Below are 14,654 nucleotides of genomic sequence, written 5' to 3'. Positions count from 1 at the left end.
GTGGGAGAGGGTCGGGGTGAGGGCAATAGGCCGCACAATTCTGAAGGGAATACCATGCACACAACCCACAGCACGTTCGTTCTCGCCAGCCTCACCGTTCACCGCATCACCTTCGCCCCCACCACCTTCAACGACGCCGATCTCCTCTGGCTCCCCCATCACGCACAGCTGGCTGACGCCGGACGCAAACGCAAAGCCGAGCATCTGGCGGGCCGCATCGCCGCCGCGCATGCCTTACCTGGCCACGCCGTTCCCGGCATCGGCCCCAGCGGCGAACCGCTCTGGCCGGAGGGGTTTTCGGGTAGCATCACTCACAGCGGCACGCAGGCGATGGCGGTTGTGGTTCACCATCCTCATGCCCTTGTAGGTATCGATACAGAGGCGATCCTTTCCGACCATGAAGCCCATGAAATCCAGGACGGTATCATCAATGCGCAGGAAGCGGCGTGTTTAACGCGTTCAGGCTACCCTTTTGCACAGGCGCTGACGCTCGCGTTTAGCGCGAAAGAAAGTTTGTTTAAAGCGCTGTTTCCGCAGGTAAAGATTTACATGGGTTTTGACCGTGCGAGAGTCGCAGCGTTAGATGATAAAACCCTTGTGCTGGTGCTTTCACACCCGGCTGGAGAATATGCGGAGGGCACACGTTTCACCCTCTTCTGGCACAAAAGGGATGACAGCGTGTTGACGCTGCTACAAGCCTGATGGAGCTTCGCTTATCAGGCCTACAAAGTTGGCTCGCGGTAGGCCGGGTAAGGCGAAGCCGCCACCCGGCATGAGGGGGACTCACTGAGCTGCAAGCGCTTTATAAAACGCGGGATCCTTCTGAATCACATTGAGAACCTTCGCCGCCAGCCCGGTTGGGTTACGACGTTTAGACTCCCAGCTTTTTATGGTATCAACGCTCGTGCCAAGTGCCTTCGCCATTTCGCTTTGAGTAACATTTAGCTGTTCTCTGATTGCGCGAACATCCGCGACTTCATAGCGGGTTACCCTGGAAGCGGCTTTCCTTCCGCTATGGATCTCAACGGCCTCTTCAAGCGAAGTTTTTAACTCATCAAAGATACTCATGTCAGCCTCCTCCTGCCTGAACGGAGTACATAGTACACCTTTCATTTACGGCATTGGAAGCAGTATTTTTCAGCACAGAAGTCAGTTTTTTAAGTTCTGCTTTCTCTGCCTCAGTCAGGCTGTCTTTAGTGTTTTTTGGGTAGGCCATAATGAAATAGATCACCTCCTTCGTGGCCAAAAAGTAAATCACTCTTGCACCGCCTCTCTTTCCTTTTGGGCCTGTAGCCATCCTTATTTTACGTAAACCACCCGTCTGCTGGATCAGGTCGCCTTTATCAGGCCAGGCAATGAGTTCCTTTTGCAGATCCTTTAATTCATCATCCGTAGCAATGCTTTTAATCTGTCGGGTAAAGAGTGATGTTTCGATAAACTCTATCGCGTGATTCATCCATGTTTCCTTCCCTAATCGCAGCAAAAACCTAAGACATCAAAGTCAGGCTCTTGCTGCATTGTTACTCTTCCTTGAGTAATACTGCTCCAGGGAACTGTATTTATATACAGACAAAAGGAGTTTTAAGAATTCGTTTACACATCCGGGAACATCACGCTATTCCCCGGCGCTTCCCGGTGCAGATGGATAAAGTTCAGGTGCCGTTCATACTGGTCCAGAATATCCGTAATCACCTGCTCCTTGCTGTAGTCCATCAAATCATTCCCCTGGCTGCCTTCCAGCAGGAAGGTCTCCAGCCGGTAGTAGGTCGATTTGCCGCTGCGCGCGCGGTAGGTAAACCCGGGCACCGAATACTGCTGCGGCCAGATCTGATAGACAAAGTTCTGCTCGTCGCCCATATGCACCAGCAGATCCAGATGCCCCAGGGTCTCGCCCTCTTCCGGCGGCAGGTTTTTCAGCTCCACGTAGGCACCGCGTAATCGCAACTCCTGCGCCACCTCTTCCATTGCCGGGTAACAGACCGTCTCCATCATCTGGCTGGTGTAACGCGTACCCGGGTAGTTCATCAGGCGCGAGAGACGCTTCTTCCAGCTCAGTCTGTCCTGGGCGCCCAGCGGGCGCGGCGCGGTATCGCGGCTGGCGCTGACGCGACGGTAGTCTTCCACCTTGAGCGATTTATACAGCCCGGCCATAACAAAGAAGATCACAAAGCTGAACGGCAGACCCATGATCACCGTGGTGTTCTGCAGGGCGGAAATCCCGTTGGTCATCAGCATGCCGAGCGTCAGCAGGCCGATGGCGACCGACCAGAAGATACGCAGCCAGTTTGGTGCATCGCTGTTGATGTCCTTCAGCTTCGAGGTGAAGTTCCCCAGCACCAGCGCACCGGAATCCGCCGAGGTGACGTAAAACAGCAGGCCGGTAATGGTGGCCACGGAGGCGCTAAAGGTGAACGCCGGGTATTGCGCCAGCAGGCTGTAGAATCCGCGCTCCGGGTGCGCCATCGCCTCCTGCGCAAACGCCGCGTCACCGTGGATGATCTCATGCAGCGCACTGTTGCCAAAGACCGACAGCCACAGCAGGGTAAAGGTGAACGGGATAATCAGCGTACCCATCACAAACTGGCGGATGGTGCGACCACGTGAAATACGCGCCAGGAACAGGCCGACAAACGGCGACCACGCCACCCACCACGCCCAGAAGAACAGCGTCCAGTTGTTCATCCACTCCACCGGGCGGTCAAAGGCGAAGCTGTTCAGCGTCATGCCCATAAAGCGGTTCACGTAGTCACCCACGTTCAGCACTAAGGCATTGAGCAGGAAAGAGGTGTCGCCCACAAACAGCACAAACAAAATCAGCCCCAGCGCCAGCGCGACGTTCAGCTCGGAGAGCACGCGGATCCCCTTATCCACGCCGGCAGTGACCGAGATGGTGGCGATAATCACCGACAGCGCGATCAGCGCGGCTTTCGCCGCCAGCGAATCCGGGATATCAAACAGCACGCTCAGCCCGTAGTTGAGCTGCACCACGCCGATCCCGAGCGTAGTGGCGATACCGAAGATGGTGCCGATCACCGCCGCAATATCGACGCTGTGCCCTATCGGGCCGTTAATCTTTTTACCGAAAATGGGGTACAGCGCAGAGCGAATGGTGAGGGGTAAATTATAACGATAGCTAAAGTATCCGAGCGCCATGCCCATCAGGGCGTACATCGACCAGCCGGTCAGTCCGTAGTGGAACAGCGTCCAGACCATCGCCTGGCGCGCGGCCTCCATCGTCTGCCCTGCCCCTTCCGGCGGCTGCATATATTGCGTGACCGGTTCGGCCACGGAGAAGAACATCAGGTCGATGCCGATACCGGCGGCAAACAGCATCGCCGCCCAGCTTAACAGACTAAACTCGGGTTTTGACTGCTCGGGCCCGAGCTTCACCGAACCAAAGCGCGAACAGGCAATGCAAACAACAAAGACAATATAGAGCGTCGCCGCCAGCAAATAGTACCAGCCGAAGGTCTTCGACACCCAGTTCAGGGTGCGCCCAATCCACTCGGCAGAGAAGTCGCTAAAGAAGATCGTCATCAGGGAAAACAACAAAATCAGTCCTGCGGATGTATAAAAAACAACCGGATTGATTTTGTCCTTTTCTCTGTCTTGCGAAAGATCTGTCATCCAGTATCCCCACTGTTTTTGTAACTATTAAAATCCAAATCCGCAACAATTAAGACACATTTTATATTGAACGTCCAATCAAAAACCGCTTTAATGGTTAACCAACGCTGATGAATGGAGTGGCAAAAATGCCCAAAGTGGGGATGCAGCCGATCCGGCGCAGGCAACTGATCGACGCCACGCTGGAAGCAATAAATGAAGTGGGAATGCATGACGCAACCATCGCGCAGATCGCCCGTCGGGCGGGAGTCTCAACCGGGATCATCAGTCACTACTTCAAAGATAAAAATGGCCTGCTGGAAGCGACCATGCGCGACATCACCGGCCAGCTGCGCGACGCGGTTCTGAGCCGCCTGCATGCCCTGCCGGATGGCAGCGCAGAGCAACGATTGCAGGCGATTGTCGGCGGCAACTTTGATGAAACCCAGATCAGCAGCGCGGCAATGAAAGCCTGGCTGGCCTTCTGGGCGAGCAGCATGCATCAGCCGATGCTCTACCGGTTGCAACAGGTAAGCAGCCGCCGTTTGCTTTCAAACCTGGTGTACGAATTCCGCCGCGAACTGCCGCGTGAACAGGCGCAGGAGGCGGGTTACGGGCTTGCAGCGCTGATCGACGGGTTGTGGCTGCGCGCCGCGCTAAGCGGCAAACCGCTGGATAAAAACGTAGCCCAGTCGCTCACCAGCCACTTTATCAGCCAGCATTTACCGACCGAATAACCGAGGAGAATTTATGTCCCGAATGGCAGAACAGCAGCTTTATATCAATGGTGGTTATACACCCGCCACCAGCGGTCGCACCTTCGAGACCATTAACCCGGCTAACGGCGACGTTCTGGCGACCGTACAGGCCGCCGGGCGCGAAGATGTCGATCGCGCCGTCCAAAGTGCCCGGCAAGGGCAAAAAATCTGGGCGGCAATGACCGCCATGGAGCGCTCGCGCATTCTGCGTCGCGCCGTCGATATCCTGCGCGAGCGGAACGACGAACTGGCGAAGCTGGAAACCCTCGACACCGGTAAAGCGTATTCGGAAACCTCAACCGTGGATATCGTCACCGGTGCGGACGTACTGGAGTACTACGCGGGGCTGATCCCGGCGCTGGAAGGCAGCCAGATCCCACTGCGCGATACCTCTTTCGTCTACACCCGTCGCGAGCCGCTGGGCGTGGTGGCGGGTATTGGCGCGTGGAACTACCCGATCCAGATCGCCCTGTGGAAATCCGCTCCAGCGCTGGCGGCGGGCAACGCGATGATCTTCAAGCCGAGCGAAGTCACCCCCCTCACCGCCCTGAAGCTTGCGGAAATCTACACCGAAGCGGGCCTGCCGGACGGCGTGTTTAACGTTCTGCCGGGCGTGGGCGCAGAGACCGGCCAGTACCTGACCGAACACCCGGGCATCGCGAAAGTCTCCTTCACCGGCGGCGTCGCCAGCGGCAAAAAGGTGATGGCGAACTCGGCGGCCTCGTCCCTGAAAGAGGTGACGATGGAGCTGGGCGGCAAATCCCCGCTGATTGTGTTTGACGATGCGGATCTCGATCTCGCTGCCGACATCGCGATGATGGCCAACTTCTTCAGCTCCGGCCAGGTCTGCACCAACGGCACCCGCGTGTTCGTACCCGCGAAGTTCAAGGCCGCGTTTGAGCAGAAAATCGTTGAACGCGTGGGCCGCATCCGCGCGGGCGATCTGTTCGATGAAAGCACCAACTTTGGCCCGCTGGTCAGCTTCCCGCACCGCGACAACGTGCTGCGCTATATCGCCAAAGGTAAAGAAGAAGGCGCGCGCGTGCTGTGCGGCGGCGACGTGCTGAAGGGCGAAGGCTTTGACAACGGCGCGTGGGTCGCTCCGACCGTGTTCACCGACTGCACCGACGAGATGACCATTGTGCGCGAAGAGATCTTCGGGCCGGTGATGTCCATCCTCACCTATGAATCTGAAGAAGAAGCTCTCCGCCGCGCCAACGATACCGACTACGGGCTGGCGGCAGGCATCGTGACGGCCGATCTGAACCGGGCCCATCGCGCGATTCATCAGCTTGAGGCGGGTATTTGCTGGATCAACACCTGGGGTGAATCCCCGGCAGAGATGCCGGTTGGCGGCTACAAACACTCCGGCATCGGCCGCGAAAACGGCGTGATGACGCTCCAGAGTTACACCCAGGTGAAGTCCATCCAGGTTGAGATGGGTAAATTCCAGTCCATATTTTAACCGGGAGGTTTTTTTGCAATTTGACTACATCATTATTGGTGCCGGCTCTGCCGGCAACGTTCTGGCAACACGACTGACTGAAGATCCGAATACCACCGTTCTGCTGCTTGAAGCGGGCGGCCCGGATTACCGCTTTGATTTCCGCACCCAGATGCCTGCCGCACTGGCATTCCCGCTGCAGGGCAAGCGCTACAACTGGGCATATGAAACCGAGCCAGAGCCCTATATGAATAACCGCCGCATGGAGTGCGGACGCGGTAAAGGGCTTGGCGGGTCATCGCTCATCAACGGCATGTGCTACGTGCGCGGCAACGCGATGGATCTGGACAACTGGGCAAAAGAGCCAGGTCTGGACCACTGGAGCTACCTCAACTGCCTGCCCTACTACCGTAAGGCTGAAACCCGCGACGTGGGTCCGAACGACTACCACGGCGGCGACGGCCCGGTGAGCGTCACCACCTCCAAACCGGGCGTGAACCCGCTGTTTGAGGCAATGGTGGAAGCGGGCGTACAGGCGGGCTACCCGCGCACGGACGATCTTAACGGCTATCAACAGGAAGGCTTCGGCCCGATGGACAGAACGGTTACGCCACAGGGCCGACGCGCCAGCACCGCGCGCGGCTATCTGGACCAGGCGAAGCAGCGCCCGAACCTGACCATCCGCACCCATGCCATGACCGATCGCATTCTCTTTGACGGCAAGCGCGCCGTGGGCGTTGAGTGGCTGGAAGGCGAAAGCACCATCCCGTCCAAAGCATCGGCAAACAAAGAAGTGCTGCTGTGCGCCGGGGCGATTGCCTCTCCGCAGATCCTGCAACGCTCCGGCGTGGGCAACGCGGAACTGCTGAAGCAGTTTGATATTCCGCTGGTGCATGACCTGCCCGGCGTGGGCGAAAACCTGCAGGATCACCTGGAGATGTATCTCCAGTACGAATGCAAAGAGCCGGTCTCCCTCTACCCTGCCCTGCAGTGGTGGAACCAGCCGAAGATTGGCGCCGAGTGGCTGTTTGGCGGCACCGGCGTGGGGGCGAGCAACCACTTCGAGGCGGGTGGGTTTATCCGCAGCCGCGAGGAGTTCGAGTGGCCGAACATTCAGTATCACTTCCTGCCGGTGGCGATTAACTACAACGGCTCCAACGCGGTGAAAGAGCACGGCTTCCAGTGCCACGTTGGGTCGATGCGCTCACCAAGCCGTGGGCACGTGCGTATTAAATCGCGCGATCCGCACCAGCATCCGGCAATCCTGTTCAACTATATGTCCCACGAGCAGGACTGGCAGGAATTCCGCGATGCGATCCGCATCACCCGCGAAATCATGCATCAGCCCGCGCTGGACAAATACCGTGGCCGCGAAATCAGCCCGGGGGTTGAGTGCCAGACCGACGAACAGCTGGACGAGTTCGTACGCAACCACGCCGAAACCGCCTTCCACCCGTGTGGAAGCTGCAAAATGGGCTATGACGAGATGGCGGTAGTCGATGGTGAAGGCCGCGTTCACGGGCTCGAAGGGTTACGCGTGGTGGATGCGTCGATCATGCCGCAGATCATCACCGGCAACCTGAACGCCACCACAATTATGATCGGTGAGAAAATTGCTGATGCCATTCGCGGGCGCGAGCCGCTGGCGAAGAGTACAGCGGCATATTACGTGGCGAACGGAGCGCCGGTAAGACGCTGAGGTACCTGATGCCGGGTAAGGCGTAGCCGCCACCCGGCAACAGATTACTTCAGCAGCTTAACCGTAGCGTCGATATCGATTTCATCTTCGGTAAAGATCAGCGTGGTATTCTGGAAGGTGGTGATCGCCAGCTTCTTCACCGTGCGCATTTCGCCCGGTTTTTTGTCGGATTTCGGTTTGATGTTGTTCATCAGCAGCCCGACCGACAGCACCGCGTTCTCTTTGTCGATGCCCGTATCCGCAGGCTCTTCTTCGCTAAACACCACGAAGGATTTGATGGAGGTGAGCTTCACGCGCTCGCCTGCAATATAGAGGTGCTTACTTTCCGGGATCACCTTCACCGCATAGGCGGAAAGGCCTTTGTTATTGGTGGTTGGCTCAAAAGTCACCGCCGCATCTTTCTTGATCAGATCAGGGTTGGCGACCTTAATCACATGAAAATAGCGGTTGTCACCGTTTTCATCTTTGATAAATCCAAAGCCTTTATCTTTAAACCACGTTGTGATTGTACCGTTCATCGCTGTTACCGCCTGTCAAATCGTCATGACTAAAGTTTTGCAGCGCGCAGTGTAATGCACAATGGCGGAGGAGACAAAAAAAAGCCCCTGCACGGGGGCAGGGGAAAACTCATGTCAGAGCTTATTAGTATTACGTTTTTAGTTGAATACCATCCCACCATCGATTAACAGAGACTGGCCGGTCATGTAGTCGGAATCTGGCCCGGTGAGATACGAAACGCAGGCGGCGACATCTTCCGGTTCGGACAGGCGGCCAAGCGTAATGCGTTTGGCAAAGGTTTCGGTGCCATAGCCAAGCGGTTTACCTGCCGCCTCGGACACCTGGCGGTCAATCTCCGCCCACATTGGCGTTTTCACGATGCCCGGGCAGTAGGCGTTAACGGTGATCCCCAGCGGCGCGAGATCCCGTGCTGCGGTCTGGGTTAAGCCACGAACCGCGAATTTACTGGAGCTGTATACCGCCAGTTCGGGGTTACCGGTATGGCCCGCCTGGGAGCAGGCATTGATGATCTTGCCGCCGTGTCCCTCTTTGCGAAACGCGTCAATCGCGGCCTGCATGCCCCAGATCACTCCTTTGACGTTGATGTTGTAGACCTTGTCGACAATCTCCGGCGTGATGGATTCGATGGGCGTAGACGGCGCAATCCCGGCATTATTCACAATCACGTTGAAACCGCCCAGCGCGGTGCGGGCTTTCTCAACCGCCGCAAACACCTGGTCGCGGTCAGAGACATCCACCTTCACGGCGATGGCGTTACCGCCGTTACGGATGATTTCATCGGCAACGGCTCGCGCCGTCTCATCGTTATAGTCGGCGATAGCGACAGCAAAGCCATCTTTCACCAGGCGCAGCGCAATCGCTTTACCAATCCCCTGGCCTGAGCCGGTTACGAGAGCAACTTTTTGCATTTCTCTGTCCTTATAGTGAGTCACAAAATCTGGCTGAGATGGAGCTGGCCCATCAGCAGCGGGTTATCGCTGTAGTCAACGGGAATGGCCACCACGGCCGGGCCATTCACATCCATCGCCGCACGCAGCGTCGGTTCAAGGGCATCGGCGCTCTCCACGGCAAAGCCTTTGGCGCCAAAGGCATCGGCATAGGCTTTGAAATCGACCGGGCCGAACTCCACGCCGGAAAGACGCTGGTATTTTTTCTCTTCCTGAATGGCGACCATGTTGTAGCCGTTATCCACCCAGATGATGTGCAGCACGTTGGCATTAAGACGCACAGCGGTTTCCAGCTCCATACTTGACTGCAGGAAGCCGCCGTCGCCGGACACCGAGACCACTTTGCGCCCGGGGTTGACCAGCCACGCGCCAATGGCCCACGGCAGCGCAACGCCCATGGTCTGCTGACCGTTGGAGATCATCACCTGACGCGCCCGGAAGCTGTAAAGGTAGCGGGCGATCCAGATGTGGAAGCTGCCCATGTCGACGGTCAGAGTCACGTCGTTATTCACGATGTCCTGCATGGCCCGCACGATACGCAGCGGATGCAGGGCAAACTGGTTGAGCGAGGCACCGCGGCGATCGAGCAGATCGCGTTGATGCTGGCGATCGACCAGGATCTCTGACGCACGCTGGCTCAGCTCCAGCTTGTGATCGATCCGGTTAGCAAGCAGGTTCAGCGTTTCAGCGATATCCCCCACCAGCTCGAGATCCGGTACATAATTGCGTTCTTCATAGGCCGGCAGCACATCAATGTGCACCAGCGTGGCGTCGCCGCTGTTCCACATGGAAGGCTCATACTCCACCGGGCTGTAGCCGATGCAGATAATCAGATCCGCCAGATGCAGCAGCCTGTCGCCCGCCTGGTTATTGAACAGACCGACGCGTCCGGCAAAGCGGGTGAAGTGCTCCTGGTTCACCGCCCCGGCGGCCTGATAAGTGCTGGTGACCGGAATGCGGCTTTTCTCCAGCAGCTTACGCAGCGCCGTGCTGTTGGCAGGCTGGCTCGCCATCAGCCCCAGCAGGATCACCGGGTTTTTGGCTTTGTCGATGAGCTTCGCCACATCGTTAATGGCCGATTCGGGAGCCGGGCCCATCAGCGCCGGACCGCTGGCCGGTAAAATCGCGCCCGTGGCGGGCTGGTCAACAATATCCTGCGGCAGGCTGACGAACGCGCCCCCCGGCCTGCCGTGCTCGGCGGCACGAAACGCGTTCGATACCACCTCAGCAATCGCATCCGGAGAGCTGACTTCTACAGCGTATTTGGTGACCGGGCTGAACATGGCAACCGTGTCCATGCTCTGGTGCACCAGTTTGGCTTTATCCGCCCGCTTCACTGCCCCGCCCAGCGCCACCACCGGGTCGCCTTCGCTGTTGGCGGTGGCAATGCCGGTGATCAGGTTCGAACAGCCCGGCCCGGAGGTAACCAGCGCCACCCCTGCCTTGCCGGTCAGACGCCCTACCGCCGCCGCCATGAACGCCGCATTCGCCTCGTGGCGTACCGGGATGATTTCGATGGACGAATCCAGCAGGGAGTCAAAGACTTTGTCGATTTTCGCCCCCGGGATCCCGAACACCTGCTTCACGCCCTGCGCTTCCAGCTGGCCGACAACCATATCGGCGCCGTGCGCCCACTGACGTGACTGTTTCTCACTGTTCACGGTAGTTCTCCTGTTAGTTTTCGACGGAACGGATCGCTGCATCAAGATTGCTGGGGTGAAGGTTGGCCTGTAAAAACGCGCTGTCGGCGGGCAGGTCAATCATTAGCTTGTGTATTTCGCCAAAGGTGAGTACGCCGCTCTCCAGCTGGTAATCCAGCAGATGTCCCCCGCCCTGACGGTCGTCGGTAATGAAATGTTCGTGATAGCCGGCCACGTTGATGCCCTGCATATGCTGCGGCGTGCGGAACCCGACCAGCACCCCTTCGCGCTGGTTAAAGCGGAACACCGGCTGGTCGTCCAGCACGTCGGTCATCGCGCGGTATGGCGGCGTCTGACGCGGTACGGTACGGGTGTGGGCGTGGCGGAAGTTGCCGTCGATGCGCAGCGCGCAGAACAGGTTATCCGAGGGAATTTGCTGGTCGATCACGTCGTGGATCTGCTGACGGCTGACCGGCGCATCAAAGGTTTTGCGGTACTGCGGCTGGAACCAGGTCATCACCGCGAACGGCGTTTTCTGCTCTGGCTTCGCGGCGCGTGCGCTGCCGTCGGCGCGCAGCTGGTACACCTGGCTGCTGAAGGCAATCATTTCGCCGTCCAGCTCGTTGAAGGTGCCCAGACCAAAATCACCATGTGCCAGCAGATCGGCGATGGTGGTGTCCCCCTCGTAGACGCCGCTTAGCAGGGCGCTCATTAGCGATGTCTGATAGATCACGCTGTCAGGATGCTTAGCGGAGAACCCGCGCAGGGTCTCGCATAAGCTCGCCTCACAGTCGCAGGCAGATGAGTGCATCATCATGCTCGTCCTCTTCAACTTTATTTATAAAGGTTAAATAAATGTTGACCCGATTCAGCAGAGAGTTCCAATATAGAATCCATGCTGGTTTGAGACGTTTTTGATATGGAACTTCGTTATCTGCGGTATTTTGTCGCGGTTGCACGCGAGCGACACTTCACCAGGGCGGCCAAAGCGCTGGGTATTTCACAGCCTCCTCTGAGTCAGCAGATCAAACGGCTCGAAGAGAAAGTGGGCACGCCGCTGTTCAGGCGTCTGACGAGAGGTGTGGAGCTAACCGAAGCGGGAGAAGCCTTCTACGAGGATGCCTGTAAGATCCTGGCGCTGAGCGACGCCGCGCTGGAGAAAGCCCGCGGCATCGCGCGCGGTCTGAACGGCAACCTGTCGATTGGCATCACCAGTTCAGATGCTTTTCATCCCAAAATTTTCGCGCTCATTCGTCAGTTTCAGGTACAGAACATGGCGGTGCAGGTACACCAGGTGGAGGCCAATATGTCTTCTCTGACGGCGATGCTGGCGGAGGGGGAACTGGATATCGCCTTCGTGCGGCTGCCGTGCGAGAGCAGCAAGGCATTCGAGTTAAAAATCCTCGACCGGGAGCCGATGGTGGTGGCACTGCATCGCGACCATCCGCTCGCAACAAGCGGCGATCTGGCGCTGGAGCAGCTCCGGGATACGCCAGTGGTGTTGTTCCCGCAGGAGGTCGCGCCCGGCCTGTTCGACCGGGTTTACAGCTGCTGCGAACGGGCCGGAATAGACGTACAGCGCGCGCTGCAGTCGTCTCAGCTCTCGTCCTCCCTGAGCATGGTCTCTGCAGGCGGCGGATTCGCGCTGGTGCCGAAATCGATGGCGGCCATTTCTCCGCCGAATGTCACCTACCACGCGCTGAGTTCACCCGAGCTTTATACCGATATCGCGCTCTGCTGGCGGCGCTTTGAACGCTCGCGGACAGTGAAGCGGTTCTTGACGATGATAAGCGAGGAGTAGCGGCCGGTTTGGTTGGTGGTTTTTGTAGGCCGGATAAGGCGTAGCCGCCATCCGGCAATGCCATTCTGGAAGCCGCCTCGCAAACCTGCAAGCAACCTTATGTAATTCATGGGCATCCCTTTTCATCCCTTCTTCGCGGTCGTAAAGTGCTTGCGTTGCGGCACATCCGCAACCGGGCGTAGGAACCCGTTAGCATAAAGCGATATTTTTTGTCGCGACAGCGCATATCCCGTTAGAATCACGGTGGCGCTGACGGAGCAGTCGAAAGGCTGGCCGTTTTTCTTTATGCACGGTATTCCTACCTCCGTCAGCGCTACCCCTTCTGAGTGTAGGAACTCATCGGGCGGTTAATATTTTTTTGCATAAAGAGGATGCCTTATGGCTACTATCCCTGGATTTTCTTACGCGCTTACTGAAGAAAGCTCTGTTTATCACCTTCTCCACCAGCAACTTCCCGATTCTGCGGATCTCTTCGAACTGGCTGACGCCTGCACTGCGTATGTTAGCGTATTGGTGGAAACTGATGACGCGGTGACGTTTGCCACACTCTGCAAGCGATTGCTGGCTGTGCTGAAGCGGCTGCGGGAATGCTGCGATGATGAACTTCCGCAGTATCTTGTTAAACAGTTGATTGCGGGAGAAAAGATTGCCTCCTGCGTGCCGGACTGCTGGCAGGAAACGACGTTGCAGGTGGATTATGCCGTAGCGTTAACGCTGGCGGTGATGGGTGGGACACTGCCTGCAAGCGTGGCGCAAGAACTCGTCGGACTGCTGCATGATATGGTCTGGTTGTTAGCGGAGTTTGTGAAGGAGCCGTATATTACGGCGCACTGAGGCGGGTGATGGGAGGCCGGGGATCTGCTGGGTAAGAAGCAGATCCCCGGTCTTACGCAAAATTTAATGTTGTTTATTGAATGTCTATTACGAAGTAAGAGCAAACGTTTGTATTTTCGCCCTCCCCATAGGCTGAGAACATAATGACGGCATTTCATTCCTAGTAATGACCGTTTGCCCATTTCTTTGCATTTATTCCATTTTATTATGCTTATCGCACCCATACATATGAACTATTTTTCAACTGTTTATTAAAATATTCATATCCATCTTTGTTACTGGCAATATGTAAACTTTCATTATTTGTAACATCAAAATAATCGAACCCGACTAAAAAGAAACCCTCACGAATTTTGTATGGATTAATGTTTATGCATATAGAGTTTTTCTCGGCCCAATCAACCCAAGCATTATCATTGCTTTGATGCCAGATTCTAATACTATGGTTAAAGTTAGTGTTGTTAAATGTTGAAAAGTAATGTTTAAATAAATCTTTCTTATTTTTGAATAAATATTCAATTTTTATCCTTTCTGGATTAACATCAATTTGGCTAATATTTTTCCCATAATCAATTAAACCATCTCGCATTATTTTACTCTTAATTATTGACTCTTTTATTTCACGTGATAAATGATAAGATAAATCAATAATTTCATGGCTATGCTTATTAAATTCGTTGTCACAATAATGCGCTATTGCAATATTAATTGCAACAGCGATATCTATTGTGGAAAAATGGTAGTCACCTGGTTGGAAAAGTGAATTTATTATACCTCTAAACTCTCTTGCATTAATCAAATCAAGAGGCCTGTAACATTCTCGTAGTTTTTTATCATTAACACTCGTTAGAATATCAATAATACTTTTTTGATATAAATAATGAGAGAGTTTCCTCTTAAATATGTAGTGAAACGGAGATGTAATTACTTCAGATATTTTAAAAATGTCATTTAAAATCACTTTGGATACCTAGAATGTAAGTTAAGCATATGTGCTAACCATATCAAACTATTGCAAAAAATATATGTAGAATCTGCACTCCCCTCCCAGTTTCCATATTGTCAACTCATCACCCACCATCTATAATGTTTCCATTGAGAAAACAAGGGGAAAGGATGCAAGTAGTCCAAGAGCGCCTTTCGACGCGGCCACCAGTCAATTTCCTAATCAAGCACTCGCCCTGGACGATCTTTACCGGGTACTAAAAAATGTGCACTACCCATCACCAGACGACATGCGAAAGCGCTTCCCCCAGTCGGGACAGGATGAAATACCGGGAAAAATGGTGAGTCATTGATGTGGGTGGCGGGCATTTAAGAGTGATGTTTTTGCTGATTTTGAGCGGGGAAAGATCTTCATCAAACACATCAGCACTCACGCAGAGTATGACAAGCTCACGGACCTC

15 protein-coding genes and 1 pseudogene are annotated in these 14,654 nt (G+C 55.5%); 8 read left to right on the top strand and 8 right to left on the bottom strand.

What is annotated here, in order from left to right; genetic code table 11:
- The first annotated feature begins 54 nt into the window (after nucleotides 1-54).
- Nucleotides 55-702, top strand: coding sequence for an enterobactin synthase subunit EntD (entD, locus tag M8370_RS21380; protein WP_250021694.1), 648 nt, complete (start codon nucleotides 55-57; stop codon nucleotides 700-702).
- An 81-nt stretch (nucleotides 703-783) separates the two neighbouring features.
- Here the strand turns inward: entD and nadS are convergent, their stop codons facing one another.
- From nadS to betT, 3 genes are all read right to left on the bottom strand, one after another.
- Complete coding sequence (gene nadS, locus M8370_RS21375; protein WP_013097645.1) at nucleotides 784-1,068, bottom strand: NadS family protein; 285 nt, start codon at nucleotides 1,066-1,068, stop codon at nucleotides 784-786.
- Nucleotide 1,069: 1 nt separating this feature from the next.
- Complete coding sequence (locus tag M8370_RS21370) at nucleotides 1,070-1,456, bottom strand: type II toxin-antitoxin system RelE/ParE family toxin (protein WP_023620401.1); 387 nt, start codon at nucleotides 1,454-1,456, stop codon at nucleotides 1,070-1,072.
- Between the two features lie 137 nt (nucleotides 1,457-1,593).
- Nucleotides 1,594-3,627: a choline BCCT transporter BetT gene (gene betT, locus M8370_RS21365; protein ID WP_029883753.1), complete on the bottom strand. Its 2,034-nt coding sequence runs from the start codon at nucleotides 3,625-3,627 to the stop codon at nucleotides 1,594-1,596.
- 128 nt (nucleotides 3,628-3,755) lie between these two features.
- On the opposite strand from betT, the gene betI reads away from it, so the two are divergent.
- Genes betI through betA form a run of 3 tightly spaced genes read left to right on the top strand, consistent with a single transcriptional unit; the run spans nucleotide 3,756 to nucleotide 7,507 of the window.
- Nucleotides 3,756-4,343: a transcriptional regulator BetI gene (betI, locus tag M8370_RS21360; protein ID WP_058651704.1), complete on the top strand. Its 588-nt coding sequence runs from the start codon at nucleotides 3,756-3,758 to the stop codon at nucleotides 4,341-4,343.
- Nucleotides 4,344-4,356: 13 nt separating this feature from the next.
- On the top strand, nucleotides 4,357-5,829 hold the full coding sequence (gene betB, locus M8370_RS21355) for a betaine-aldehyde dehydrogenase (protein WP_250021692.1): 1,473 nt from the start codon (nucleotides 4,357-4,359) through the stop codon (nucleotides 5,827-5,829).
- A 13-nt stretch (nucleotides 5,830-5,842) separates the two neighbouring features.
- Complete coding sequence (gene betA / locus M8370_RS21350; protein ID WP_013097649.1) at nucleotides 5,843-7,507, top strand: choline dehydrogenase; 1,665 nt, start codon at nucleotides 5,843-5,845, stop codon at nucleotides 7,505-7,507.
- 44 nt (nucleotides 7,508-7,551) lie between these two features.
- Here betA and M8370_RS21345 read toward each other — a convergent pair whose 3' ends face one another.
- The 4 genes from M8370_RS21345 to budA all read right to left on the bottom strand — a co-directional run bounded on the left by M8370_RS21345 (nucleotide 7,552) and on the right by budA (nucleotide 11,427).
- Entirely contained in the window at nucleotides 7,552-8,025 is a 474-nt protein-coding gene (locus M8370_RS21345) for a cold-shock protein (protein ID WP_023620402.1), read from the bottom strand.
- Nucleotides 8,026-8,163: 138 nt separating this feature from the next.
- Nucleotides 8,164-8,934 (bottom strand): (S)-acetoin forming diacetyl reductase, encoded by a 771-nt coding sequence (locus M8370_RS21340; RefSeq protein ID WP_250021691.1) that lies wholly within the window; start codon nucleotides 8,932-8,934, stop codon nucleotides 8,164-8,166.
- 20 nt (nucleotides 8,935-8,954) lie between these two features.
- A complete protein-coding gene (alsS, locus tag M8370_RS21335) occupies nucleotides 8,955-10,676 on the bottom strand; it encodes an acetolactate synthase AlsS (protein WP_284038922.1) in 1,722 nt (573 codons plus the stop codon).
- Nucleotides 10,648-11,427 (bottom strand): acetolactate decarboxylase, encoded by a 780-nt coding sequence (gene budA / locus M8370_RS21330; RefSeq protein ID WP_014831009.1) that lies wholly within the window; start codon nucleotides 11,425-11,427, stop codon nucleotides 10,648-10,650. The genes alsS and budA overlap by 29 nt, the downstream gene beginning before the upstream one ends.
- A gap of 105 nt (nucleotides 11,428-11,532) precedes the next feature.
- Between budA and M8370_RS21325 the strand changes: the two genes are divergently transcribed.
- The 3 genes from M8370_RS21325 to M8370_RS21320 all read left to right on the top strand — a co-directional run bounded on the left by M8370_RS21325 (nucleotide 11,533) and on the right by M8370_RS21320 (nucleotide 13,248).
- Nucleotides 11,533-12,414 carry a LysR family transcriptional regulator gene (locus M8370_RS21325; RefSeq protein WP_250021690.1) on the top strand — a complete coding sequence of 294 codons (882 nt, stop codon included), beginning with the start codon at nucleotides 11,533-11,535 and terminating at the stop codon, nucleotides 12,412-12,414.
- Between the two features lie 243 nt (nucleotides 12,415-12,657).
- On the top strand, nucleotides 12,658-12,765 hold the full coding sequence (locus M8370_RS23690) for an ash family protein (RefSeq protein ID WP_164928061.1): 108 nt from the start codon (nucleotides 12,658-12,660) through the stop codon (nucleotides 12,763-12,765).
- Between the two features lie 27 nt (nucleotides 12,766-12,792).
- Nucleotides 12,793-13,248 carry a hypothetical protein gene (locus tag M8370_RS21320; RefSeq protein ID WP_044158803.1) on the top strand — a complete coding sequence of 152 codons (456 nt, stop codon included), beginning with the start codon at nucleotides 12,793-12,795 and terminating at the stop codon, nucleotides 13,246-13,248.
- A 211-nt stretch (nucleotides 13,249-13,459) separates the two neighbouring features.
- Here M8370_RS21320 and M8370_RS21315 read toward each other — a convergent pair whose 3' ends face one another.
- Nucleotides 13,460-14,209: a hypothetical protein gene (locus M8370_RS21315; RefSeq protein ID WP_250021689.1), complete on the bottom strand. Its 750-nt coding sequence runs from the start codon at nucleotides 14,207-14,209 to the stop codon at nucleotides 13,460-13,462.
- Between the two features lie 133 nt (nucleotides 14,210-14,342).
- On the opposite strand from M8370_RS21315, the pseudogene M8370_RS21310 reads away from it, so the two are divergent.
- Nucleotides 14,343-14,654: pseudogene (locus tag M8370_RS21310) on the top strand (type II toxin-antitoxin system HigB family toxin); the annotation flags it as partial.

Origin of the sequence: Enterobacter cloacae complex sp. OE43NF (assembly GCF_023544405.1) — a bacterium.
In the GTDB taxonomy this organism is placed as follows: domain Bacteria; phylum Pseudomonadota; class Gammaproteobacteria; order Enterobacterales; family Enterobacteriaceae; genus Enterobacter; species Enterobacter cloacae.
Note: the sequence above shows the minus strand (reverse complement) of the source record. Positions and strands in the feature narration are given on the sequence as shown.

What these genes read in the sequence shown, in the direction of transcription:
- betT (WP_029883753.1), bottom strand. Translation starts at nt 3,627, where the DNA reads ATGACAGATCTTTCGCAAGACAGAGAAAAGGACAAAATCAATCCGGTT.
- M8370_RS21325 (WP_250021690.1), top strand. Translation starts at nt 11,533, where the DNA reads ATGGAACTTCGTTATCTGCGGTATTTTGTCGCGGTTGCACGCGAGCGA.
- M8370_RS21370 (WP_023620401.1), bottom strand. Translation starts at nt 1,456, where the DNA reads ATGAATCACGCGATAGAGTTTATCGAAACATCACTCTTTACCCGACAG.
- alsS (WP_284038922.1), bottom strand. Translation starts at nt 10,676, where the DNA reads ATGCAGCGATCCGTTCCGTCGAAAACTAACAGGAGAACTACCGTGAAC.
- budA (WP_014831009.1), bottom strand. Translation starts at nt 11,427, where the DNA reads ATGATGCACTCATCTGCCTGCGACTGTGAGGCGAGCTTATGCGAGACC.
- betB (WP_250021692.1), top strand. Translation starts at nt 4,357, where the DNA reads ATGTCCCGAATGGCAGAACAGCAGCTTTATATCAATGGTGGTTATACA.
- M8370_RS21345 (WP_023620402.1), bottom strand. Translation starts at nt 8,025, where the DNA reads ATGAACGGTACAATCACAACGTGGTTTAAAGATAAAGGCTTTGGATTT.
- entD (WP_250021694.1), top strand. Translation starts at nt 55, where the DNA reads ATGCACACAACCCACAGCACGTTCGTTCTCGCCAGCCTCACCGTTCAC.
- M8370_RS21320 (WP_044158803.1), top strand. Translation starts at nt 12,793, where the DNA reads ATGGCTACTATCCCTGGATTTTCTTACGCGCTTACTGAAGAAAGCTCT.
- M8370_RS21340 (WP_250021691.1), bottom strand. Translation starts at nt 8,934, where the DNA reads ATGCAAAAAGTTGCTCTCGTAACCGGCTCAGGCCAGGGGATTGGTAAA.
- betI (WP_058651704.1), top strand. Translation starts at nt 3,756, where the DNA reads ATGCCCAAAGTGGGGATGCAGCCGATCCGGCGCAGGCAACTGATCGAC.
- nadS (WP_013097645.1), bottom strand. Translation starts at nt 1,068, where the DNA reads ATGAGTATCTTTGATGAGTTAAAAACTTCGCTTGAAGAGGCCGTTGAG.